The following is a 24,149-nucleotide window of genomic DNA, read 5'->3' on the forward strand; positions in this document are numbered from 1 at the left end:
TGCCATGTATGACAGGAAGTTCATAACCTTGTTTGATACGACCTTCTTCCTTGCTCCACTGCCGTGCGCAGATCCTTCACTGCTCTGGCGGGTGAAGGAGCTGAACAAATGGCCGAAACAACAGCGATTCCATGAGCTCCTGCCCCAATGACCTGACCGGCATTGTCCTTGGTAATGCCGCCGATGCCCACCAGGGTGTGCACGGATGCTGCGCGGGCCCTGGTGATGCCGGCAATGCCCCATTCCCCGGAGGTATCCGTCTTGGTGGTTGTGGGGAAAACCGGGCCGATGCCCAGATAATCGAGATCCAGTTGATTGGCCTGGAGCAATTGTTCCCACGTATCAATGGAAAGACCGACGATTTTGTCCGGGCCGAGAATCTTTCGGGCGTCGGCAAAGGGCATGTCGCTTTGCCCGATATGCACCCCGTCAGCTCCCACAGCCAGGGCCACATCGATCCGATCGTTGATCAGCAAGGGAATCGAGGCCTTGCTGGTAATGGCCCGTACCGACCTGCCCAGTTCCACAAATGCCCGCGTTGAGGCCTGTTTTTCCCGGAGCTGCACCAGACCGACACCCGCATGCACGGCCTGTCTGACAATATCCAGAAGATCCCGCCCAAGGCACAGGGGGCGATCCGTGACCAGATACACGCGGTAGTCCACATGGGCCGGTTTCATCGGGTATACCCCGGTCCGACAATGAGAAGATTGTTGGGAAGAGTCGACTGCAACAATTCCATCTTGCTGCCGAACATGACGGTCTTGATCATGCCATGGCCGTATGCACCGGCAATGACCAGGGCGTCGTGCGGAACCGTGTACAAATTGTTTTCAAACGCGGTGTCCGAAAAAAAGGCCCACCTGGCCTGGCAATGGTTGAGGGATTCCAGGAGCCTGGCATCTTCAATGATGGACCTGTACGCATCAAGAGGTCTGCCCTCGGATTGGATGTAAATGGTCAGAGGCGCTCCTGTGACTTGGTTGACGGCCATTCCGACCCGCAGGGCGTTGAGGGCATTGGCCGAGCCGCCGAAAAACACGGTCACCTTGTTCCATTTCTTGAGGACCGCACTCGGGATCAGAACGGGAAAATGGGCTGCCCGCAGGATGGCCCTCACCTTGGGACCGAGGTGACCCAGTCCGATCTTGGACGTCCGGTCGCTCACGCTGCGGGGCAGACACATGAACGCATAATCAGACGGGATATCCGGCAGGGTGGAAGCGGTTTGTTCCTCGGGCTGGAGAAACCGGTATCCTATTTCCTTGGGCCTGACCAGAGATTCGGCATGCTCCCTGGCGGTTTCCGGGGCAAAAAGATAGGAATCGTCCAGATTGATCTGAACAGCCTCATGATCAAAGTACATGAGAAACTGCTTTTGCCGGGGAATATAGATGTCGATGTCCAGGTGCATCTGCCGGCAGAAGTACAAGGACTGGAGAAATGTCTCCCGTCCCATGGGGGTATTGCGGAAAATATGCAGGAGTCTTGGGGCCATATCATGTTCTCGCGGGATTGTGTGACCGTTCTGTGCGCATCAAGCACCAATGTATGCATCACCTAGTCGATTTTTGGAATTTTCTCAATAAATTCCATTTGACGTCATGTCCCGGGTGGTGCTACCTGCCTCATCATGGCGGGAAACCGCCATGACCAAGGATCAAGGACCTGTTTGCACGCAACCATTTCAAGAAAAAGCCAGATAGAGGTAGAATCCATGTCTGAGGGCACAAAGAACGAGACCCCCGTCCAGCCGGAGGAAAATTTTGCAGAGCTGTTCGAATCCTATACCGAAGGTGCCGGTGATACCGTGCGGATCGGGGATCAGCTGCAGGGAACGGTCATTTCCATTGGAGAAAAAAGCGTGTTCGTGGACACGGGAACCAAGATCGATGGTGTCGTGGACAGGGACGAACTCCTTGATGAGGAAGGCAATCTGACCTGTGCCGTTGGCGAAAGCCTGACCCTGTTTGTGGTCAAGCGTACGGAAAACGAAATCGTTCTGTCCAAGGCCATTTCCGGTGTGGGAGGCCTCAATCTTCTCATGGATGCGTTTGCCAGCCAGGTTCCTGTGGAGGGCAAGGTTACGGCTACCTGCAAGGGCGGTTTCACAGTCCAGGTGATGCAGCGCCGGGCCTTTTGTCCCGTGAGCCAGATGGATACCCATTATGTGGAAGACACCGAGGCTTTTGTGGGCAACACCTATGAATTTTTGATCACCAAGCTCGAGGAAAAGGGTCGCAACATCGTGGTTTCCCGGCGCACACTTCTGGAGCGGCAGCAAAAGGAAGCGGCCAAGGAATTCATGGAAAACGTGGCCGTGGGGGACATCCTCCAGGGCAGGGTGGTCCGGATCAAGGAATTTGGCGCCTTTGTCGAACTGGTGCCCGGTGTGGAAGGCATGGTGCATATTTCCGAACTGGCCTGGTCCCGCGTTGCCCGTCCCGAAGACGTGGTTGCCCTGGATGACGTGGTCAAAGTCCGCCTGCTGGGCAGCGAACAACTGAATAATGGCCAGCTCAAACTTTCCCTGTCCATGAAACAGGCCATGGGCGATCCCTGGGACGAGGTGAGTGAACGCTTCAAGCCCGGGGACAAGGTTGTCGGCAAGGTCATGCGCTGCGCTCCGTTCGGTGCCTTTGTGGAACTGATACCCGGAGTTGAAGGTCTCGTGCACATCAGCGAAATGAGCTACACCAAACGGGTCCTCAAGCCCGAGGACGAGGTCAGCCCGGGCGAGGCCGTTACCGTGACCATCAAGAGCATTGACCCGGACAAACGACGCATCTCCCTGAGCATCCGGGAAACCCCTGGCGATCCCTGGGCCGATGTTGCGGACAAGTATGCCAAGGGACAGACGGTGCAGGGCGTTATCGAAAAAAAGGAGCCGTTTGGCTATTTTGTCCGACTCGAACCCGGCATCACCGGTCTCTTGCCCCAGTCGGTGCTGCGTGCCTCCAAGCATGCCGCAGATATTGAAAAAAAGCAGGTGGGTGAACCCATTACCGTGCGTGTTGAAGCCGTGAATCCCGCAGACCGCAAGATCAGCCTGGCCCCTGGCGAAGGGAAGGAAACCGGCGAATGGAAATCCTTTTCCAGACCGGCAGCCACCTCGTCCCTGGGCAACCTGGGGGATCTGCTCAAGCAGGCCATGAACAGGAAAAACAATTCCTGATGAGTGCCCGGCATATAGCCATCAAACCCATGACCTGGGTGTCTCCGGAATTCTCCGTGGCCAGCAAATGCGATGTGGATATTCTGGCAACAGACCATGAAACCCTGGTTGTGGCCACGGAGCGCCCGGATAATGAGACAACCGGTCTCCCGGTGAGCCAGGGACCGGGAGTCATTGCCCAGACCCTGTACCATTGGTATGGCTACGAACCCGAGTCCATGATCTGGCTCGAGTACAACCCCATGACAGGGATCCATACCCGGGTGGATCTGGTCTGCGCCAATCACCGGGTCACGCACTGGCATCGGTCCCCCTGTTCCCTTCAGGAGGTTGCAGCCCTCAAGGCCCGATTCAGCATGTAAATTCCCTACACCACCCCGGGCCGGACAAGGTGCAACATGTTCCCTTGTCCGGCCTGTTTCTTTGCCATGAACATTCTTCTTGTCTATCCAAGATGCCTGCAGGAACGGGTTTCCAGCCATGACGATACCGTGGTTCCCATGGGGCTCTTTTCCATTGGTGCCGTGCTCATGGAACAGGGCCACGAAGTCACGGTTGTCAATGAGTACGATCTTGATCCCTCCAGGATGACCCCCCAAAAGGTCCTTCAGGAAAAACAGCCGGACATTATGGGCGTGAGCGTGTTCAATGCCAACAGGTTCGGGGCCATGGAGTGGGCCAGGGCTGCCAAGGAGGTTCTTCCCGGATGTACCACGGTTTTTGGCGGGGTGGCAGCCACCTTTCTCTGGGAGCATCTGCTGGACCAGTGTCCGGCCCTTGATTGCATTGTCCTGGGAGAAGGGGAAGTCACCTTTGCGGCCCTGGTTGATCGTCTGGAAGGCGCCAAAGCCGGCACGTGTTCTGCCGGGCTGAAAGATATTCCCGGACTGGCCATCAGACACCAGGGGCGGCCTGTGCAAACACCACCCCGTCCCTTTATCCGGGATCTTGATTCCCTGCCCATGGCGGCCCGCTATTTCACCTATGACCACCTTTCCCTGAGCCGGGGCTGCCCGGGCAATTGCACCTTTTGCGGTTCCCCCCGGTTCTGGCAGCGCAAGGTGCGCTTTCATTCGGCCCGCTATTTTGTGGACGAGATGGAAATGCTGTATCGCAAGGGCGTTCGCTTCTTTTATGTGTCCGACGACACCTTTACCATGAAGAAGTCTCTGGTCCTTGAGGTGTGTCAGGAGATTGTGAACCGGAAGCTGGATATCTCCTGGTACGCCATTTCCCGGGTGGATTGCGTGGACGAGAACATCTTGTACTGGATGCGCCGGGCCGGATGCATTCAGATCAGTTTCGGGGTGGAGAGCGGATCGGCAAAGATCCGCCATCTGCTCAACAAGAACATCACCGAGGAACAGATCATCCGGGCCTTTGACCTGACCCAATCCTTTGGTATTCTGGCCAGGGCCTATTTCATTTACGCCTGCCCGGGGGAGACCGAGGCCACCATTGAAGAACACATCCGCCTCATCAAGCGGATCAAGCCTTTAAGCGTCATCTTTTATATCATGCACCTTTTTCCGGGCACGGCCATGTATGAACAATGGCAGGCCCGCCATCACCTGGGCGACGAGATCTGGAATGAACCCATGGAGGATGTGCTCTATTTTGAAAGCGATCCCGCCATGTCCCGGGACATGGTGCTGGCCTGGGGCAAAAAGCTCAGAAACGCCTTTCACACCCATCTGCCCCAATTTGCCCTTTCCCTGCAGGTTCGGGAAAACAGGGAATTGAGCCCCCTTCATGCGGATTTCCTGTCCCGGTTGGCCATGACCTTTTCCCATGGTGATTACGCCGCCATCCCGGCCGTGCCCGACAAGCAGGAAACAGCGCGCATCCTGTACCAGCGATCCCTGGACTATGGCCCCTCACCCCGGGCCTATCTCGGTCTGGCAATGCTGGCCCAACAGCAAGGGGACATGGCCGGGTGCATGGACCTGCTCACCAGGGGGTTGCAACATTTTCCCCATGATGAGAATCTTCATCAGTGCATGGGCATTGCCCTGATGAACCAGGGGCGGTTCCAGGAGGCCCTGGAGCATTTCCTGCCCTTTGAGCATACGGGGAGATCACAACGGTTCATCGACATCTGCACACGCAAGGTGCAGGAAACAGGGAGCAAAGAGTAAGGGCCACGGCCTTTGTAACGCCTCCTTGTGGACAGATTGCTGCCGTGCGATCTTGTATCGCTTGTTTTCCTTGTGCATGACCCGGCAGGAATCATTGCACGTTTACCCACCTCAACCCGCTTTTTTTCATGGATCTTTTCTACATTTTTCTGACCATTGTTGCGGGCTGTCTCATGCCCGTTCAGCCCGGCATCAACTCTTTGCTTGCCGAGGTGACCAGCGGTCCGTACATGGCCTCCCTCATTTCCTTTACCGTGGGCACCCTGGCCCTGCTCGGCTGGTGCCTGGCATGCCGTCTTGCCTTTCCCACCATGCACACCGTGGCCCAGGTTCCCTGGTGGTACTGGACCGGTGGTCTTCTGGGGGCCATATTTGTCACGGTCACGGTGGTTGTGGCTCCCCGTCTCGGGGCGGTGAACATGCTCACCTATCTCATTGCCGGCCAGATGCTCGCCTCCCTGGTCCTTGACCATTATGGCATTCTGGGATTTCCCGAGCACACCCTGAATCCCTGGCGGGTTTTGGGGGTCATCTTTCTCATTGTGGGCGTGGTGCTCATCAAAAAATTTTAAACGCCTGTTTATCTCCCCTTGGCACCGGGAACCAACAGATGCAAAAAAAGGAGGCTTGAGAGCCTCCTTTTTTTGTACGTATCTTATGGGAATCTGGTTTAACGGCTTGATTCCACATAGGCCTTGACCGCCTTGCCGATGCGGTGCCAGGTGGAGCGTCGTTTGTCATCATCGGTTTCCAGAAGGGTAATCCTGAAGCCGTTTCTGTGGCAGCAGAACCCGCTCAAGGGCACCACGCAAATGCCTTCGGAAGCCAGAAGGTAATAGACAAAACGTTTGTCAACGGCCACGTTCTTGACCTTTTCTTCCACAAAATCCCTGATCTCCTGGTTGGCCACCTCAAGGGTCTGACGGTCATTGAGCACGCCCTCGTCGAACAGGACGGCCATGTAAAAGGCCCCCTGGGGACGGGTCACATGGATGTAATCATAGGAATTGATGATATCAAAGGCCTCGTTGGCCCTGGCTTCGAATATTTTCTTGCGCCGTTCCAGATGGTCCAGATACCTGGGATCGCCAATGACCCGGGGAATGGAATACTGGGGCAGGCTGGTGGAGCAGACCTCAAGCATCTTGGCGTTCAAGAGGCTGGCTATGTATTTCTGAAAGGCGGGATTCTTGTCCTGGTTGAAGACCTCGATCCAACCGCACCGGGCACCCGGCCAGGGGTATTCCTTGGAAATGCCGCGCAGAGCCATGCCCGGAACCTCGCCGATGACCTCGCTCAGGTGACAGGTCTGGGCACCGTTGAACACGATATGGGCGTAGATTTCATCGCAGATGACAAAAATATCATAACGTCTTGCAATATCGACCATCTTCTCCAGAATATCCCGGGGATAGACCGCGCCCGTGGGATTGTCCGGGTTGATCAGAAGCAGCCCGGCAATGGAGTCGTTGTATTTGACCTTGTTTTCCAGGTCCTGGAGATCGGGCATCCAATGGTTGTCCGGGTTGAGCTCGTAAGTCAGATGATCATAACCGGAATGGGCCGCCTCGGCCGAAGAGTGGGTGGAGTAGGCGGGTGAGGGGCCAATGACCCGGGCTTCCCTGCGCAAAAAGCCGAAAATCTTGGCCACGGCGTCTCCAAGACCGTTGTAAAAAACAATGTCCTTGGGGGTCATGGTGTATCCGTTGCGTTTGTTGACCTGTTCGGCCAAAAACGCCCGGGCTTCCCAGACACCTTCGGTGGCCACATACCCATAGGTTCGGTCTTCATCCACCAGTCCCTTGATGATCTCCTTCATCCAGACGGGAAGTTTTTCCCCCTTTTCTATGGGATCTCCTATGTTCTCCCAGGTGATGGTCACGCCCATGCTCTGAAGCTCATGGGCAACCGCAACGATTCCCCTGATTTCATAGCTGAGTTGTCCCCATCCAACGTGTTCTATGTTTCTACGCATGATACGGCCTTGTCGTTAGGAATGATAGGAATGAACAGGCCACGGCGGGTCGGTCCCATCCGGCTCGGAGTGTCCCTGTACTGCTGACGTGGCCATGCTCTTTAGTCCTCACCGGGACCAAGGGCAAGAAAAAAACCGGGCCATGCTGGCAGGAAGGTGCTGGTATCCCCAAAACAAATGTACCCTTCTTCATGCACGGCCCAGCATTCCCGCTACCTGATGCGCCGGAAGGGGATGGGAAAAATGGTAGCCCTGTCCATATTCACAGCGCATGGAGCCAAGCATTGTCAGATGTCTGGCCGTTTCAATACCCTCGGCAACCACATTGAGGCCCAGGGCATGGGCCAGGGAAATGATCGCCTTGACGATCTTGGCATTGTCGTTGTTCTTGTCCAACCCCAGCACAAAGGACCGGTCAATCTTCAGGGTATCCACGGGAAAGCGGTGCAGGTAGCTCAGGGAGGAATACCCGGTTCCGAAATCATCAATGCCGATCTGGACGTGCTGTTTCCTGATGGCATCCAGAATGGTCACGGCCCTGTCTTCAAGGGACATGAGCATGCTTTCGGTGATTTCCAGCTTCAAGCAACGGGAAGGCAGTCCGGTTGTCTGCAGACACGTGCGGACCCGGTCCGGGAATCCGGCCTGTTTCAACTGGATGCCCGAAACATTCACATGAATGAGCATCTCCTGGTGGGAGGGAAAGCGCTGCAGCCAGTCGTTCATCTGTCGACAGGATTCAAAAAGCACCCATTCGCCCAAAGGCACGATGAGTCCTGTTTCCTCGGCAATGGGAATGAACTCGTCGGGTCCCACAAGGCCCTTGCGGGGATGATTCCAGCGCACAAGGGATTCAAAACCAATGATGGACTGGTCGGTCAGGTTGATGATCGGCTGATAATAGAGAACAAAATCCCTGTGTTTGATCCCCTTGCGGAGTTCATTTTCAATGTCCAGTCGCTGGACAGCCATGGTGTGCATGTCTTCATCAAAAATGGCATAACACCCCTTGCCCATGGCCTTGGCCCTGTACATGGCCGTATCCGCATCCCGAATGATCTGCTCGGCACGCATGTAACGCGATGAGCCCAGGACGATCCCGATACTCGTGCTGATATGGATGGTGTTGCCGTTGACCTCCACGGGCGTCTGCAGACCTTGAAGAATGCGCTGGGCAATGCGTACGGGCTGCGGGGGATCGCGAAGGTCCTCGGCAAGAATGACAAATTCGTCTCCCCCGAATCGGGCCAGTGTATCCTCTTCCCTCAGGCAGGAGCGGACCTTGGCCGCCATGTGGGTCAGCAACCTGTCTCCAATGATATGGCCCAGACTGTCGTTGATGAGCTTGAACCGGTCCATGTCCATGAACAGAACCGCAAAATGGTTGTTTCCCCGCTTGGCGCGCCGAATGGCGTGTTCAAGACGGTCCATGAGCAGAAAGCGGTTGGGCAGATTGGTCAGGGGATCGTGAAAGGCCTGATGCCTGAGCATGAGCTCGGCCTTCTTGCGTTCCGTAATGTCCAGCAGTGAGACCACCTTGCGGTGGGATCCGCTGAGAGTGGCTTCTGTGACCACCACATCCCGGATGTCGCCGCCAATGGTTCTGATGCAAAGCTCATGAGGTCCTGTCTGGGTCAGGCAATATTCCGGTCCGGTTGTTCCCGCATGAAGGATATGCTTTCTGTCGGACGGGGCCACAATATCTTCAAAGTACAACCCCTGGGAGATGTGGTCGGGTCCATATCCCGTCAGCCTGAAAAATTCCGAATTGGCCCGGCTGATGCGTTCATCCTTTTCAAGGATCACCGATGCCGTGCCTGTTGTCTCGAAGATGGTCCGGTATTCCTCTTCACTGGCCTGAAGCAGAGCCTCGGCATGCTTGCGCTGAGTGATATCCACGACCGCCCCTTCGAAATACCGTGGTTTTCCTTCCGAATCATATACCGACCTGGCGTGTTCAGCGATCCAGATGATGGTTCCGTCCTTACGGCGGATACGGGATTCGAAATGGGAAACCCGGCCCCGGGTACGCATGTGTTCCAGAAAAACATCCCGCCTGCCGGGATCCACATAGAGCTGTTTGCTGATGTCCTGAAGATCGTTGATCAGTTCCTCGGGGGAGTCATACCCGTAGATCCGGGCCAGGGCCGGATTGGCCTCCAGATATCTGCCTTGGGGGGTGGTCTGGAAGATCCCTTCCACCGAATGGGTAAAGATGTCCCTGTACTTGCGTTCGGCTGTACGCAAGGGAGTGATATCCCAGTACACGGCCATGCGGGCAATGAGCCTGCCAGCATGCATGATGGGTATGGCCGACAGGTGGACCTGAAGGGGCGTGCCGTCTGCCATGTGCCGGATGGTTTCCTTGTACACGGGCATGCCCCGGGCAATGGTGGTGTCCACGTGTTCGCCCTCTTCCCTTTGGGAATCCGTGAGAAACAGGGAATTCAGATTCTTGCCAATGATGGCGGTGGATGTGAAGCCGAACTGGGCGCAAAAGGCTTCATTGGCTTTCAGGATGCAGCCTGGTTCATTCAGGAGCACAATGGGGCAGGGCGAGGCATGGAAAAGGGCAAGAAAGGCTTTTTGGCTCAGGAGGGGAGAAATATCCTTGGGGTAGGACAGGTATTCCATGGAGGTCTCTGGAGGATGGTTTTTACAAAGGTTCATGCATGATGAGATGGATACTTAGCAAGGGACTGACCAAGTCGATCAATGCATGCTCCACAAATTGACAACTAAATGATTTTAAACCTTTTTTATTATTGTCACAAGGGTGGCATGCCCATGGGGCAGGAGATGCAACTACCATTTTGTCATCGGAGTTTGCCAGGAATGTCACCAGACGGCAGGACCGTGGATGGGAACGGAAAAGCGGCAGCCCGCACATCATGCCTGGGCAGGCTGCCGCAAAAGGGAGATGGTTTGCTTTCACATGCAGGCAGAGGGGTATCTGCCTCTTTTTCCTGGGGACTGTCCAGGACCTGCTGTGCAAAGACGGGCTAGCTGTCCAGCAGCCATTGGGGATTATCCGGACCGATCTGCAAAAACTTTTTAATCTGGGTGGATTTTTTGCTTGTCGTGGACGAGGAAACCTTGAAATGGGTATGGATCAGGACGGGCTGAAACGATTCCTGGCCTGATGAACCGATCATGCCGTTGACCTGGGCCAGGGCGTACACGATTCCGCTGGCCCAGGATGCACGCTTGCCCCTGTGCACCGGGCAGGATGGGTCCTGGCACAACAGGGAGGCTGCCTTCAGGGTCAAGGCGGTAAAATCCGTGTTTTCCCGGTGCTGGCAAAAATCCTTCAAAAGCTCGCTGATCTCCTCGAGTACCACGGCCCGTTCCGGGTCAAGGGAGGAAAGCGTGCCAGAGGGTGGGGCATCAACCGGACGTTCCACATCGTCTTCTGCCGCATCGGTTCGGGCCATGCCCAGCCGGTCCTTGAGGGCCTTCACGCGATTCTGGATATCAAACATGTCCCCAGGACACAGGGAAAGAAGCTGCTGACCCACCGCCAGGGCCTCCTGGCCCTGTTTGCAATCCATCAGGGTGGTGAACAGGGTATTCAGGGCCCGCAGATAGGGGCGGGCAATGGGAATTTCATGCAGTCTGCCCTGCATGTTGTTGACTTGGGGACCGTGTATGCGGGCCCCAAGATCAACGATGGCTTGCATCCTTCCCAGGATTTCTGCACAATCCCCTTGGGATGTCTCAAAATCATGCCGTGTCTGCCACATGAGGGCATCCATATTGGACAGATCCAGTTCCAATGCCTTGAGCATCAATTGTCGGGCACGCAACGGATCTTGGGCGGCCATGGCCCGATAGGCCAGAATTTGAGCCTTTTCCCGGGGCATCTTGTCCACGCCGAGCAAAAGGGCAAGTTTGTCAAATCGTTTTTCACTGACCAGTTCCTTGATGCGTGCGGTCACCTGGGGAATACTCTCCTGGCCATGGCGCAGGCTGTAGAGGTACACGGATCTGAGGAGAAATTCCGTAAAATAGGAACCAAGGTCGTCAAGGACCGGAATGGCGTTGTTTTTTTTGCGGAGACGTCGCTTTAAGGCTTTTTCCTGTTTGCGTTTTCCTTTCGAGGCCACGTGATCACTCCATGGGTTGCTTGATTCTAGAGTCTCGTGCGCACGGACCCGGGGGGCATGCCATGCGCAAAGCGTGCTCTCCTAGCCTGTATGCTCCCAAAAATAAAGGGGGGCACCAAGGGGGGTTCTCCTCAACCATTTTGCTCTTTCCTCGACAAAAAAATTCCGGTGCCCAATATCCAAAATCAGCACAACAACCAGGAGCGTTTCATGAGTGTTTATCGCATCCATCCCATTGTTCTGGGGACCAAGCAGTTTGACAAGGGGATGATGACCTACCAGCATGACTACGGCAAGCCGTTCACCATCCCCATCTATGCGTGGTATCTGGAGGGCGGGGAGCACACGATTCTGGTGGACACGGGGGAAATGCATCCCATCCAGTCCGCCCAGCGGGAAGAGGCCATTGGCGGCCGCATCTACACCTTTGAACAGGGACTGGCGCGCTTCAATCTCAAGCCCGAGGACATCGACATGGTCCTTCACACCCATTTGCACAATGATCATTGCGAAAATGACTACAAGTGTTCAAAGGCCCGCTTTTATGTCCATGAAAAGGAACTCGAACATATCCACAACCCCCATCCCCTGGATTTCAGATACCTGGAGGATTATATTGAGGATGTGGAAACAAACGGACAGATCGAGGTGCTCACCGGGGATCGGGAGATCGTGCCCGGTATCCGCATGGTCCACACCCCGGCGCACACTCCCGGAGGCATGAGCGTGTTCGTCAAGACGGCCAGGGGCACGGCCGTTATCACGGGCTTTTGTCTGATCATGGAAAACTTTTTCCCGCCGCCGGCCATCACGGGCATGGAAATGGAGGTCATCCCCCCGGGAACCCATATCAATACCTATGCGGCCTATGACATGGTCAAGAAGATCAAGGAGCAGGCAGACATCCTCATTCCCCTGCACGAACCCTCATTTGCCACGGGAGAACCCATCGGATAACGACCAGCCGGGTCCTGCATCGTTTTGATTCCTGCTGTACGATACGCAAACCGGTCGGCCAAGCCCATTCCTGTTTTTCCGTTGAAACCTATGAAAAAAGGGTGCGATAAGATTATCGCACCCTTTTCGGTATTCTGGAGCCGGGCATCGGACTTGAACCGACTACCTACGCTTTACGAGAGCGTTGCTCTACCAGATGAGCTAGCCCGGCAAAAATCGGAAAAAAGCTGATAGCCAAGACAGCACCCCAGGTCAAGCACAAAATGGCCACAATTCCGTGAATCTGCCGATCATCCGATGAGTGACAAACACGCTGCACGGCCTGAAAGAGGTACAGGACTTATGATGCCTGTTCTCCAGGCTTCTTTCCCGATCAATCGTCAAGCTGGATATCCTTGCCTGCCAGAATCCGGTTCATGTTCCTGACCGCACACATCTTGCCGCACATGGAACAGGAATCCTGGTGTTCGGGCATGGAGGATTTTCTGTATTCCCGGGCACGTTTGTCATCCATGGCCAGCTGGAACATGGTCTCCCAGTCCAGGTCGGCCCGGGCCTTGGCCATGGCATCGTCCCAGGCGCGTGCTCCGGGAATGCCCCGGCCAATGTCTGCGGCATGGGCGGCAATGCGCGTGGCCATGATCCCTTCCTTCAGGTCGTCCAGGCTGGGCAATCTCAAATGTTCGGCAGGGGTGACATAGCACAGGAAATCGGCTCCGTGCTGGGCGGCAATGGCGCCGCCAATGGCCGCTGTAATGTGGTCGTACCCCGGGGCCACATCCGTGACCAGGGGGCCGAGAACATAAAAGGGCGCGCCAAAGCAGAGCCGTTTTTCCAGCATCATGTTCCCCGGGATTTCGTTCATGGCCATATGCCCCGGTCCTTCGATCATCACCTGGACATTGCGTTCCCAGGCCCGTTTGGTCAGCTCACCAAGGGAGATCAGCTCCTGGACCTGGGAGGCGTCGGTGGCATCGTGCAGACACCCGGGACGGCATCCGTCTCCCAGACTCAAGGTGACATCATGCTGTTCACACAGATCCAGCAAACGATCATAGTGCTGGAAAAAGGGGTTTTCTGCGTCATTGAGTTCCATCCAGGAAAAAAGCAGGGCACCGCCGCGGGAGACGATGTTGGTGATCCGTTGCTGCTTTTTGATCTTTTCGGCCGTGGCCCTGTTCAGCCCGGCATGAATGGTCAAGAAATCCACCCCATCCACCACATGCTGCTCAACAACCCTGAACCAGTCATCCACTGTAATGTCCCGCAGATTCTTGTCGCAAAAGCCCACGGCATCGTAAACAGGCACGGTGCCGATCATCACCGGGGACATGTCCACCAGCCGTTTGCGAAATGGTGCGGTCTTGCCGTAGCAGCTCAGGTCCATGATCGCCTCGATGTGCATGCTCAAGGCGGTCCTGACCTTGTCAAGCTCGGCCTCCATATCCTGACAATCCTTGGAAATGCCCAGATTGACATTGACCTTGATCCGCAACCCCTCGCCGACTCCCTCGCCCTGCAGGCTGGCGTGGTTCTTGTTGGCCGGGATAATGACGGAACCTCTGGCCATGCGATCCATGAGATCTTCCATGGGCACCTTTTCCTTGGCGGCTACGGTCTGCATCTGGGGGGTGACAATGCCCTTGCGGGCGGCGTCCATTTGGGTGGTGAAGCTCATTGGAAACTCCTGAAAAGTGAGAGGATGGGTTGTTGCACGGGTGCCGGGGATGAACGGACATGTGCCCGGTTGGGTGGTGTGCAGCACAAACGGGGGATATGGCTCAGGAGAAACGGGAAAGGAGGTGCCACCAACGACCCGCAGGAAGCAGGGCGGCCACAACTGTCGTGCAAGACAGGGCAGGGGGGCGATTTTTTCGGAACCTTCCGAAAAAAAAGACTTGTCTGACGACAAGTCCGGTTCATGGCATGCAAATGTCTTCAACCGGCTTTCCTACGGCAGCATTACCTGCATCAGGTCCAAGGGTCGGGCCTTGCCCTTCTCAGCCTTGCGGCTCCCCTAGCCAAAGCAAAAACATGCCATGACGCCACGCTGTTGTAAAGATGGTTCCGGATACGCAAATCAGGCGCAATTCCTGAAATTCACAGGAAAAACAAGCGCGTGCACCCGTGGCCATGAACATGGTCCCGGGAAAAATATACTGGACATTCCTTCCGGATGAGCGCAAAAAGTCCGATTTATGACCTTGTTGTAATCAGCAAGGCGGGTAAGCGATTCGTTTTCTGGTTTGTCTCTCACTCTGGATTGCTTGTTTCACACTGGTGTCCCTTGCCTGTCCCTGCTCGGCGCACGGGAAATGCGATACAGGTACTGACATTTTTTGTGTCAGGCAAAGAAATGGAACAGTCCTGTTGCTGCTACAACCGAAGTGAAAGTCGTCCAGGCCAACAACAGGTGTGACTGCATGATGCAAAATTTGAAGAAAAAGTACGGATTCTGGACCGCAACCGCCATGGTTGTGGGCATTGTCATCGGATCGGGGGTCTTTTTCAAGGCGGATGACGTTCTCAAGGCCTCGGGCGGTGATCTGCCCACGGCGCTTTTCGCATGGTTGATCGGGGGATCAATCATGGTCGTCACCGCGTATGTGTTTTCGAAAATTGCCACGCGCATCGAACGGGTCAATGGCGTGGTCGATTATTTTGAAGAAGCCTACGGTCAAAAGGCCGGCTACCTGGTCGCCTGGTTCATGACCTTTATCTATTATCCCACACTTGTGGCTGTTCTGGCCTGGGTCTCTGCCAATTATACCGCCAATCTTCTGGCCATGCCCCAGGCCGTCTGGATGATTTCCTTCGTATATCTGACCGGATTCTTCCTGCTCAATTACTATTCGCCCGTGCTGGCCGGAAAATGGCAGGTTACCTCAACGGTCATCAAGCTGATTCCCCTGGCATTGGTGGCCGTGGTCGGCGGAGTTGTCGGGATTGAAAGTGGACAGACCATTGCCAATTTCGCTCAGGCCGCCCAAACCGTTTCCAGCGGAGGAGGGTTGGCCGTGGCCACCTTGTCCACGGCCTTTGCCTATGAAGGATGGATCATTGCCACGTCCATCAACGCCGAACTCAAGGATGCCAAAAAAACACTTCCCAGGGCATTGGTGGTTGGAACCATTGCCGTGGTCTGTTTCTACATGCTCTATTACATGGGTATCTCCGGGGTCCTGACCAACGACCAGGTTCTGGCCGAAGGCGATGCCGCTCCCGTCAGGGTCATTGCCCTCATATTCGACCGGTTGAGCGGAACCGTGCTCACGATCTTTGTCATCATTTCCTGTCTGGGGACCCTCAATGGACTGATCATGGGTTCGGCCCGGGGCATGTACTCCATTGCCTCCCGGAATCTGGGGCCGAAATCCGAGTTTTTCAGCGTTGTCAATCCCAGAACCAACAGTACCATCCATTCGGCCCTGTTCGGGTATATCCTCTCCAGCATGTGGCTGGTTGTCTGGTACGGTAACTTTGCCGGATGGTGGGGTCAGTTCATGGACATTTCCGAACTGCCCATTGCCTTTCTCTATGTCATCTACATTTCCATCTACATATGGGTCATGAGGACCTTCACCAATCTTGGCGGATTCAGCCGCTACGCCTGCCCCCTCATGGCCGGTGCCGGCTCCCTCTACATTATTTGGGGAGCCATCCAAAAGGACATGTTCATGCATTTTCTGATCATTTCCCTGGTGATTCTGGTTCTTGGATACCTGCTCATGAAGGGTACCAAACGGTAGTCTTCCCGGGATGGTGTAGCGTTTTCAACCACATCAGGGGTTCGCATGGGATCTGATTCCATGCGAACCCTTTTTCGTTCATCTCTATCCCCCATCCTGCCATGCCTCTTTTACCCACTCCTGCCTACAAGCCTGTCTGGCCGTTGACCAACGGCCATGTTCACACGGTTTACCCCACCCTGTTCAGACCCACGCCACAAACATGGCCCTTGCGCAAACGCATTGCAACACCGGATGGTGATTTCCTGGACATCGATGTGCACCGTGGTTCCCGCCAACCTGCGGATACCGTTGTCATCATCAGCCATGGACTCGAGGGAAATGCCCGCAAGAAATATCCCCTGGGCATGGCCAGGGCCATGAACCGCATGGGGTACGATGCCGTGTGTCTGAATTTCCGGGGATGCTCCGGGGAACCGAACCGGTTGCTGCGCATGTACCACAGCGGGGTGACCGATGACCTCCATACCGTGATCATGCATGCCCTCACAGAGGGCACGTATCAGCACGTTCTGCTTGTGGGCTTCAGCATGGGCGGCAATCAGACCCTCAAGTATCTCGGGGAAGAACCCGACATGGTTCCCCAGGAGGTCAGGGGGGCGGTCGTCTTTTCCGTACCCTGCGACCTCAAGGGTTCTGCCCGGGTCATGGACAGGCCGATAAACAGGATCTACATGGAATATTTCATGAAAGGGCTCAGGCAGAAAGTTCGGACCAAGGCGGCCATGTTTCCCGGCATGATCGACACAAAAGGGCTGGACAGCATTCGGACCTTTTCCGTGTTCGATGATCGGTACACGGCTCCCATCCACGGCTTTCGCAATGCCCTTGATTATTACACCAAGGCATCCTGCAAGCCCTTTCTCCCGACCATCCGCATCCCGTGTCTGCTGGTTCAGGCCCGGGATGATCCTTTCATGTCCCCTTCCTGCTATCCTGTTGCATGCGCCACCAACAACCCGAACCTGTATCTTGAAATACCGCCATATGGAGGCCATGTGGGTTTTCATCTTCCCGGCAGGGACAATGTGTATTGGATGGAAAAACGGGCATGCGCCTTTATGCAGCAGCTTATGGGCTGAACAAGCAGCGGGCTGCAGGATCTGGCGGTGTGAGGGCGCTCCCAGGAGCGCATCACCAAAGGGAAGCTTCATGGAGGTGTACGTTCGAGCATGCCGCCATGACCGGGCCGGAATGCCTGCCCGGGTCCGGTTACCCCATGCAGCAGGTACCGGACAAAACGGCCCTGTTCATGCCGTTCAAGGGAAAACGTTCAATGGCAAGGGGGAATGGAGCCGGTGCACCTGCTTGCTGGAGGACAAGATCCGGCTTGTTTATCGCAGAATGAGCCAGAAGAGCTCCTTTTCCGCGCCAATGCATCCTGCTGGCAGCCATGTTCGCTGACCAGACGAAGATGCATGGACCCGTTCAAGGGCTGCTTGCTTGCCCTTGGCCCCCACAAGAAAGATCACGGTCCTGGCTGATGAAAGCAGGGGAGCGGTCATGGTCAGGCGGGGAACACGGGGAGGAATTTCCGGACAGGATACCGGAAGAACCCACCGTCTCGTATCAAGGGCCGGGGAACCCGGAAAAATGGAAGCGGTATGCCCGTCCGGACCCATACCCAAAAGGACAATGTCGAACCTGGGGAACATGAGAGGGCCGCTTTGATCCCAGGCTGCCGGAAAGGCCGGCAGTCCGAATGAGCCGGCAATGGTGTATTCGTAGTTCTGAGCGGCCAGTTCGGGATGCTTGGACTCGCCATGCATGCGATGAATATTCCGTTGCGCCACCCGCACCTTGTTCAGAAAAATCGAGGCAGCAAGTCCGTAGTTGCTGTGTTCTGATTCCGGATCCACCATGCGTTCGTCCCCCCAGAAAATTTCGGTCTGCTCCCAGGGAATGTCCGGAGGATTCGCGGTATCAGCAAAGCGCCGGTACAAGGGAAGAGGCGAGGTCCCGCCGGAAAGAACCAGGCGGAAGATGCCGTTGGCAACCACATGTTCCTGGGCGCGCCTGGCAATGAGGTCACTGGCAAAATCGACCATGGCCTCGGAGCTTGAAAAGGAAAGGCGTTGCAAGGATGAGGGGATGCGCATGGTGTACTCCGGGATGATTCAGCAATACCAAATTTCCTGATGATGGGCCGGGTTGTCCGACTGCAGAAGTCAGACCCCCGGCACCGGCCAAAAGGGACAGAGGGCAGGCATGATCACGGTTTAATGCGCTGGGCCTCCTGCGGTCCGTTGGTCCCTGCCCGGTACAGATAAATGGTCTTTCTGCGGTCCGGACAATCGCATTCTTCCAGAATGGGTGTCAGAAACCCCCAGCACAATTCAACGGCATCCTGTCTCCAGAACAGGGTCTGATCGCCCAGCATGCAGTCCAGAAGGATTTTTTCATAGTCGTCGAACAGGGGCCCTCCATATCCCTTGGCATAATCAAAGTGCATGTTCACGGGCCGCAGGCACACGCGGGTTCCCGGGGCCTTGGTCTGAAAGGTCAAGTCAACGCATTCGTTGGGATGAATGCCCAGGACAAGGCGGTTGGCAGTAATATGATCGCCGAGAATGCGGTGGAACATGGAACAGGGGACTTCCTTGAACTGGATCACGATCTCGGTCCGTTTTTCGGCCATGCGTTTTCCCGAGGTGAGGAACATGGGTACGCCCTGCCAGCGCCAATTATCAATAAAGACCTTCATTCGGGCATAGGTTGGAGTGAGAGATCGGGGATCCACTCCGGGTTCCTCCACATAGCCGGGCACGGGCCGACCGTTGATGATGCCTGCTGCATACTGGCCCAGTACCAGTCGTTGGTCGATTCTGTCCACGGGAAAGGGCTGCATCGCCCTGTAAACCTTGGAACGCTCGTCACGCACCCGTTCGGATTCGAAAAGGGACGGGGGTTCCATGGCACACAGGGCCAGAAGCATCATCATGTGATTTTGAAACATGTCCCGCAAAACACCAGCCCGGTCATAATACCCGGCCCTGTGCTCCACGCCCAGAGACTCCCAGGCGGTTATTTCAATGTAATCAATATAGCTCCGGTTCCAGATGGGTTCGAACATGGCGTTGGCAAATCGGAACATGAGAACGTTTTGCACGGTTTCCTTGGCCATGTAATGATCAATCCTGAATATCTGATGCTCCTCAAACCATGTGTGCAAGGTCCTGTCCAGTTTTCTGGCCGACTCGAGGTCCCTGCCAAAGGGCTTTTCAACAACAAGGCTGATGCGCCCATTGCCCTTGACGTATTCCCTTGACAGACCTGCTTTGCCAAGCTGTTCGGCAATAAGTGCATAACTGTCCGGGGGCACGGCCAGATAAAAGAGGATGTTGCCTTGTGTCCGTCCGTCCGGATCCAGGGCTTTGAGGGTGCGTTTGAGTTTGGCGTAATCCTGGGGACGGGTGTAATCCATCTGCAGATAGGAAATGGACCGGGCCATGACCTCCCAGGCTGAGGGATCCACCTTGTGCGTTTTGGCCAGAGCAGCCTGCATGTTGTGCTGAAACATGGACGATGTCAGCTCGGATCGTCCTATGCCCAGAATCAGAAAAGGGTGGGGCAGGGTATGGGTGCGCATTAGATTGTACACGGCCGGAAAGACCTTGCGTGCGGTAAGGTCGCCGGTTGCCCCGAAAATGACCAGAATCAACGGATCCTTGACGGTTTCGAGCATGCAGTCCTGATTGGTCCCATCGGAAACCACCTGTGAAAAGGTGATGTCGGTGGCTTGTTTGGACATGAGCACCTCCGGAATCATTTTTCGGAATCAGCCGGGAACACGGCGTGCCCCCCGAACCGGTTGCGCAAGGTGGCCAGGAGCCTGTCGGCAAAGCTGTTTTCTTCACGAGACCTAAATCTCTCCATCAGGGCCATGGTCAATACAGGAGCCGGAGTCGATGAGGCCAGGGCGTGTTGAATCGCCCATTTCCCCTCGCCAGAATCCTGCACAAAGGCGCGCACCTTGGTCAGTTTGGGATCATCGGCAAAACCCTGCTCAGCGAGTTCCAGAAGCCAGGAACGGATCACGCTGCCCTGGTTCCACAAATGACTCAGGGCCTGGTAATCAAGGGTTGGCCCATACGGGGAATGCTCAAGCAGATTGAAGCCTTCGGCATAGGCCTGCATCATCCCGTACTCGATGCCATTGTGAATCATTTTCACGAAGTGCCCGGCGCCGTGATCGCCACAGAACATGTAGCCGTCCTGGGCTGCCAGGTCATCAAGAATGGGCATCAGGGTCTCGAAGTCCGAAGGGTTTCCTCCCACCATGAGACAGAATCCGAGTTTTCGCCCCCAAATGCCGCCGCTCACACCAATATCCACATAGGCTATTTGTTGCGTATTCAGGGACCGACTACGACGGAGATCGTCCTGATAATTGGTATTGCCGCCATCAATGATCATATCCCCGGGTTCAAGGATTTCGGCCAGGGAGTTGACGATCTGTTCCGTTGGATTCCCTGCAGGAAGCATGATCCAGACGATACGGGGAACAGGAAGCAGTGTCTTCAAGTCAACCAGTCGTTCGCAGGGGATCGCCCCCTGTGTAACGATTTCCTCGACTTTGGAATGGGTTCGGTTCCAGGCAACTACTCGGTGTCCTGCACCCAGAAGACGTCCGGCAATGTTCATGCCCATGCGGCCAAGCCCGACTATCCCTATATCCATGCCATCCTCCTATTGCGCACAAAGGTTGTCCCCTTACCCGTGTTTCCTAGTTATCCTCGGGCAGGGGGCACGCCCTTCCCTTGAATTGAAAAAAGAAAGTTAAAGCTCTACTTACAGTTTTTGAAAAAATCTTGGGTGCTAAATACGACCCGGCAACCCGTTTGTTGATTTCGCCCAGGGTGGGGTAGGGGTGGACCGAAGCGGCCAGGGTGGAAAGCTTCATGCCTGCGTTGAAAAAGGCCACCCACTCGCCCAGAAGTTCCCCGGCATGGGGACCGATGATCTGGACGCCAATGGGTTTATCTTTACTGTCCAGGACAAGTTTGAGCAGGCCTGTCGTGTTGTTTTCGGCCAGGGAACGATCGTTGGCGGCAAAGGTTTCCGTGATCACCCTGTATTGTATATTGTTGGCCCGGGCCTGATTTTCCGTATAACCGATCCCTGCCAATTCAGGGTCCGTATAGGTGCACCAGGGCATGAACGTGTAATCGACTTTGCGGGGCAGGTGAAAGGCCGCATTGGACACCACAATGCCTCCTTCGTACCCGGCTGCATGGGTGAACAAAAACCTGCCTGTGACATCTCCGGCCGCATAAATATGTGACTGGCTGGTGCGCAGTCGCTGATCCACGTTGATGCCCTTGGAGGTATAGTCCACCCCTGCCTGATCCAGTCCCAAATCCATGATATTGGGTGTTCGTCCCAGGGCCACCAGGAGTTTTTCAGCTTCAAAAAGGAGGTTTTTCCCCTGCCCATCCCGGGCCTTGACCCGGATGACCTGATCCTCGGCACTCACCCGGGCTATGGCCAGGCCCGTACGCACCAGCACGCCTTCCTCTTCCAGACACCGGGTGATGATGGCCGCCATGTCCGGATCTTCGCGCGAAAGGAGCTGGGCACTGCGCTGGATGATGGTTACCCTGGTGCCGAGTCTGGCAAAGGCCTGGGCCATTTCCACGGCAATGGGACCGCCGCCCAGAATGATCATGGATTGGGGCAGGCTTTCCAGGGAAAAAAGATCCCTGTTGGTGAGAAAATCCACCTCATCCAGTCCGGGTACATCCGGACGTGCAGGACTTGATCCCGTGGCCACCACCCATTTGTCGGCAGAGAGTCGGGTTCCATCCTCAAGGATTATCTGGTGCTCGTCGGCAAAGGTCGCCTTGCCCGTGTGCACGGCAGCTCCCAGTTTGCAGAATCGTTCCCTGGAATCGTGCTTTTGAATCTGTTCAATGACCTCCCTGATACGTCGGGCAATACGCTTGAAATCCACCGGAGGAACGTCCAGTGCGGGCAACCCCAGGGACCGGGTTTGTCCGAGGAGGTGATAGACCCGTGCCGTATGCACCAGGGTTTTGCTGGGCACACACCCGTAGTGCAGACAATCGCCACCAAGTTCTGCTTCTTTTTCCACCACAATGGTTTTGGCTCCCACCTGGGCACAACCTGCGGCAACGGTCAGCCCGGCAGCGCCCCCGCCAATAATGCCTATATCATAATCATACGATGCCATAATTGTTCCTCCGTTCGATTACCCACCAGTTGGGCATGAACCCACCCGTCAGAAAGTGGATTACGTATCATCATGCGACTTTTTGCGGGCAAAGGCCATGATTTTCTTGGTTGCCAGGGGAAACAGTCCCACAATGACGAAGGCGATGATCAATGAAGGCGAAAGAATACCCTGCAGGGATTCCAGTTTGCCCAGTTCCCGGCCCGCATTGACGTAAACCATGGTCCCCGGGAGCATGCCCAGCTGGGAGACCCAGTAAAAACGGGACAGGGGGAGTTTGGTCAACCCCATGAGCAGGTTGATGGCAAAAAAGGGAAAAACAGGGATGAGCCGCAGGGTGAACAGATACAAGGCCCCCTCACGAACAATGCCCTGATCAATTTTATCAAGGGTCCGGGCAAACCTGATCTTGATGAGATCACGAAACAGGTATCTGGCCACAAAACAGGCAATGGTCGCGCCTATGGCGCTGGCAAAAGAGACCAGAATCGAGCCCATCCAGAAACCAAAAAGCGCGCCGGCTGCCAGGGTCATGACCGTAGCCCCAGGCAGGTTGAGGGCAACCACCACAATGTAAAAGCAAAAATAGCCCATGCCCACCAGAAAAGGATGGGTCACCTGCAGATCCCTCAGGGTCTGCCGCGACTGCTTGAGGGTTTCCAGGGTCAGATAGTCGTTGAGGTCAAGGGCGAAAAACAGGGCCACCCCAACAACACCTATTCCGAGAATGACATATTTTTTCCAGGCATGCGAGGTCGTATCAGGCAGTCCGCTCATGAATTGCCTTCCTTGTGCAGTTGTTGCCGTGCACACTCGGCCGCTCCCCAAAGACCCATGTCCTCATCACGGTTCAACACAATCGGGATGTTTTTCAAAAAATCCCGATAATTCATGACATGGAGAAATTCCGCAATAAATGCGGGGTGGGCAATCATTTCAGGATGCTTGGCGGCCAGGCCTCCGCTAATGAACAGCCCGCGTGTGGGCAGAACATTGAGGCAGTATTGACGGCAGGCCCTGCCGTAAAACCGGGCAAACCACTCCAGGGTGTTGGGAAACCGGTGGAAATGCCGGGCCACCTCGGCAGGGGAGAGAAGGGGGCCGTTCAAAAAGGCGTGGAGCATGGACAACCCGGAACCCGAGACAATCATGTCGCCCACCGGATAGTCCTGACCCGTTTGTGCACGCAGGAAATCCAGGTAGTCAGCCTCATGAGGACCATACAGAGGAAAAGCGGCATGACCCGCCTCGGACGCAATCGCCACGTGGCCCCCATGTCCGTCGGGAACAAGGAGACAATGGCCCAGACCTGTACCCGCGCCCAACACGGCCAGCACGCCATCAGGATCGGGTACTCCCGGCTGGATGGACATGGCATGGTCGGCCAGGGGAGTTTGGCAACCAAAGGCCTGGGCCTGGAAATCGTTGAGCAGAATATGCCTGGGAAAGTAGGCGGCAATCATGTCCCGGTGCATGTCCCACGGGATGTTGGGCGGATGCACACCACCACCGGGCTCAACGGCACCAGCCACGGCAAACGCGGCCAGCCGGATGTCCCCCTCAGGACCGGAAGTACTGACATGCCGGAGCATATCCCTGAAACACGCGCTGTCTGCGGTACGCAACCGCAGATGTTCGATACATTCAAGACAACCATTGCGGATTGCGAACCATCCGAATCGGCTGAACGTTCCGCCGATGTCGGCGGCAAGAATACAAGGGGTGGGTTGCATGGGGAGCCCGATGGGGTTGGCGACTGATGGATGCATGTATCCGGTTATGGCAAATCTTCCTCTTTGGCACAAGAGCTGAAGTGCAAAAAGGGAAAAGGCAGGGTTCCCAGCCAGCCATGGCAG

Annotated in this window: 19 protein-coding genes, 1 tRNA gene and 1 riboswitch; of the genes, 7 read left to right on the top strand and 13 right to left on the bottom strand. The window is 55.6% G+C overall.

The window, feature by feature from the left end:
• Window positions 1-20: 20 nt before the first annotated feature.
• Together thiE and DPF_RS09665 are read right to left on the bottom strand one after the other, a co-directional pair.
• On the bottom strand, window positions 21-680 hold the full coding sequence (gene thiE, locus DPF_RS09660; protein WP_069859476.1) for a thiamine phosphate synthase: 660 nt from the start codon (window positions 678-680) through the stop codon (window positions 21-23).
• A complete protein-coding gene (locus tag DPF_RS09665) occupies window positions 677-1,498 on the bottom strand; it encodes a universal stress protein UspA (protein ID WP_069859477.1) in 822 nt (273 codons plus the stop codon). The genes thiE and DPF_RS09665 overlap by 4 nt, the downstream gene beginning before the upstream one ends.
• Window positions 1,499-1,717: 219 nt before the next feature.
• Here DPF_RS09665 and DPF_RS09670 point away from each other — a divergent pair, with 219 nt between their 5' ends.
• From DPF_RS09670 to DPF_RS09685, 4 genes are all read left to right on the top strand, one after another.
• Entirely contained in the window at window positions 1,718-3,175 is a 1,458-nt protein-coding gene (locus DPF_RS09670) for a 30S ribosomal protein S1 (protein WP_069859478.1), read from the top strand.
• Entirely contained in the window at window positions 3,175-3,537 is a 363-nt protein-coding gene (locus tag DPF_RS09675; RefSeq protein ID WP_069859479.1) for a hypothetical protein, read from the top strand. The genes DPF_RS09670 and DPF_RS09675 overlap by 1 nt, the downstream gene beginning before the upstream one ends.
• 36 nt (window positions 3,538-3,573) lie before the next feature.
• Window positions 3,574-5,313 carry a B12-binding domain-containing radical SAM protein gene (locus DPF_RS09680; protein ID WP_088178333.1) on the top strand — a complete coding sequence of 580 codons (1,740 nt, stop codon included), beginning with the start codon at window positions 3,574-3,576 and terminating at the stop codon, window positions 5,311-5,313.
• A 128-nt stretch (window positions 5,314-5,441) separates the two neighbouring features.
• A complete protein-coding gene (locus DPF_RS09685) occupies window positions 5,442-5,885 on the top strand; it encodes a DMT family transporter (RefSeq protein WP_069859480.1) in 444 nt (147 codons plus the stop codon).
• 98 nt (window positions 5,886-5,983) lie between these two features.
• Here the strand turns inward: DPF_RS09685 and DPF_RS09690 are convergent, their stop codons facing one another.
• From DPF_RS09690 to DPF_RS09700, 3 genes are all read right to left on the bottom strand, one after another.
• Window positions 5,984-7,288 carry a pyridoxal phosphate-dependent aminotransferase gene (locus DPF_RS09690; protein WP_069859481.1) on the bottom strand — a complete coding sequence of 435 codons (1,305 nt, stop codon included), beginning with the start codon at window positions 7,286-7,288 and terminating at the stop codon, window positions 5,984-5,986.
• Between the two features lie 189 nt (window positions 7,289-7,477).
• On the bottom strand, window positions 7,478-9,922 hold the full coding sequence (locus tag DPF_RS09695; RefSeq protein WP_069859482.1) for a sensor domain-containing protein: 2,445 nt from the start codon (window positions 9,920-9,922) through the stop codon (window positions 7,478-7,480).
• A 368-nt stretch (window positions 9,923-10,290) separates the two neighbouring features.
• On the bottom strand, window positions 10,291-11,394 hold the full coding sequence (locus tag DPF_RS09700; protein WP_069859483.1) for a DUF6398 domain-containing protein: 1,104 nt from the start codon (window positions 11,392-11,394) through the stop codon (window positions 10,291-10,293).
• A gap of 210 nt (window positions 11,395-11,604) precedes the next feature.
• On the opposite strand from DPF_RS09700, the gene DPF_RS09705 reads away from it, so the two are divergent.
• Entirely contained in the window at window positions 11,605-12,351 is a 747-nt protein-coding gene (locus tag DPF_RS09705) for an N-acyl homoserine lactonase family protein (RefSeq protein WP_069859484.1), read from the top strand.
• Between the two features lie 135 nt (window positions 12,352-12,486).
• On the opposite strand, the gene DPF_RS09710 is transcribed toward DPF_RS09705, so the two are convergent.
• Window positions 12,487-12,562 (bottom strand) — tRNA-Thr (locus tag DPF_RS09710).
• A gap of 162 nt (window positions 12,563-12,724) precedes the next feature.
• On the bottom strand, window positions 12,725-14,029 hold the full coding sequence (gene thiC, locus DPF_RS09715; protein WP_069859777.1) for a phosphomethylpyrimidine synthase ThiC: 1,305 nt from the start codon (window positions 14,027-14,029) through the stop codon (window positions 12,725-12,727).
• Between the two features lie 253 nt (window positions 14,030-14,282).
• A riboswitch (TPP riboswitch) is annotated at window positions 14,283-14,380 on the bottom strand.
• 394 nt (window positions 14,381-14,774) lie between these two features.
• Here thiC and DPF_RS09720 point away from each other — a divergent pair.
• Window positions 14,775-16,100 (top strand): APC family permease, encoded by a 1,326-nt coding sequence (locus tag DPF_RS09720; protein ID WP_231702166.1) that lies wholly within the window; start codon window positions 14,775-14,777, stop codon window positions 16,098-16,100.
• Between the two features lie 101 nt (window positions 16,101-16,201).
• Window positions 16,202-17,182, top strand: a complete 981-nt coding sequence (locus DPF_RS09725) for a YheT family hydrolase (RefSeq protein WP_069859485.1) — start codon at window positions 16,202-16,204, stop codon at window positions 17,180-17,182.
• A gap of 252 nt (window positions 17,183-17,434) precedes the next feature.
• Here the strand turns inward: DPF_RS09725 and pgl are convergent, their stop codons facing one another.
• The 6 genes from pgl to DPF_RS09755 all read right to left on the bottom strand — a co-directional run bounded on the left by pgl (window position 17,435) and on the right by DPF_RS09755 (window position 24,026).
• Entirely contained in the window at window positions 17,435-18,199 is a 765-nt protein-coding gene (gene pgl, locus DPF_RS09730; RefSeq protein WP_069859486.1) for a 6-phosphogluconolactonase, read from the bottom strand.
• A 113-nt stretch (window positions 18,200-18,312) separates the two neighbouring features.
• Complete coding sequence (gene zwf, locus DPF_RS09735; RefSeq protein ID WP_069859487.1) at window positions 18,313-19,851, bottom strand: glucose-6-phosphate dehydrogenase; 1,539 nt, start codon at window positions 19,849-19,851, stop codon at window positions 18,313-18,315.
• Window positions 19,852-19,865: 14 nt separating this feature from the next.
• Window positions 19,866-20,780, bottom strand: a complete 915-nt coding sequence (gene gnd / locus DPF_RS09740; RefSeq protein ID WP_069859488.1) for a phosphogluconate dehydrogenase (NAD(+)-dependent, decarboxylating) — start codon at window positions 20,778-20,780, stop codon at window positions 19,866-19,868.
• Between the two features lie 46 nt (window positions 20,781-20,826).
• Window positions 20,827-22,293, bottom strand: coding sequence for a dihydrolipoyl dehydrogenase family protein (locus DPF_RS09745; protein ID WP_069859489.1), 1,467 nt, complete (start codon window positions 22,291-22,293; stop codon window positions 20,827-20,829).
• A gap of 60 nt (window positions 22,294-22,353) precedes the next feature.
• Window positions 22,354-23,070 (bottom strand): TVP38/TMEM64 family protein, encoded by a 717-nt coding sequence (locus DPF_RS09750; RefSeq protein WP_069859490.1) that lies wholly within the window; start codon window positions 23,068-23,070, stop codon window positions 22,354-22,356.
• On the bottom strand, window positions 23,067-24,026 hold the full coding sequence (locus DPF_RS09755; RefSeq protein WP_069859779.1) for a glucokinase: 960 nt from the start codon (window positions 24,024-24,026) through the stop codon (window positions 23,067-23,069). The genes DPF_RS09750 and DPF_RS09755 overlap by 4 nt, the downstream gene beginning before the upstream one ends.
• Window positions 24,027-24,149: the final 123 nt, after the last annotated feature.

Origin of the sequence: Desulfoplanes formicivorans, assembly GCF_001748225.1 — a bacterium.
In the GTDB taxonomy this organism is placed as follows: Bacteria; Desulfobacterota; Desulfovibrionia; order Desulfovibrionales; family Desulfomicrobiaceae; genus Desulfoplanes; species Desulfoplanes formicivorans.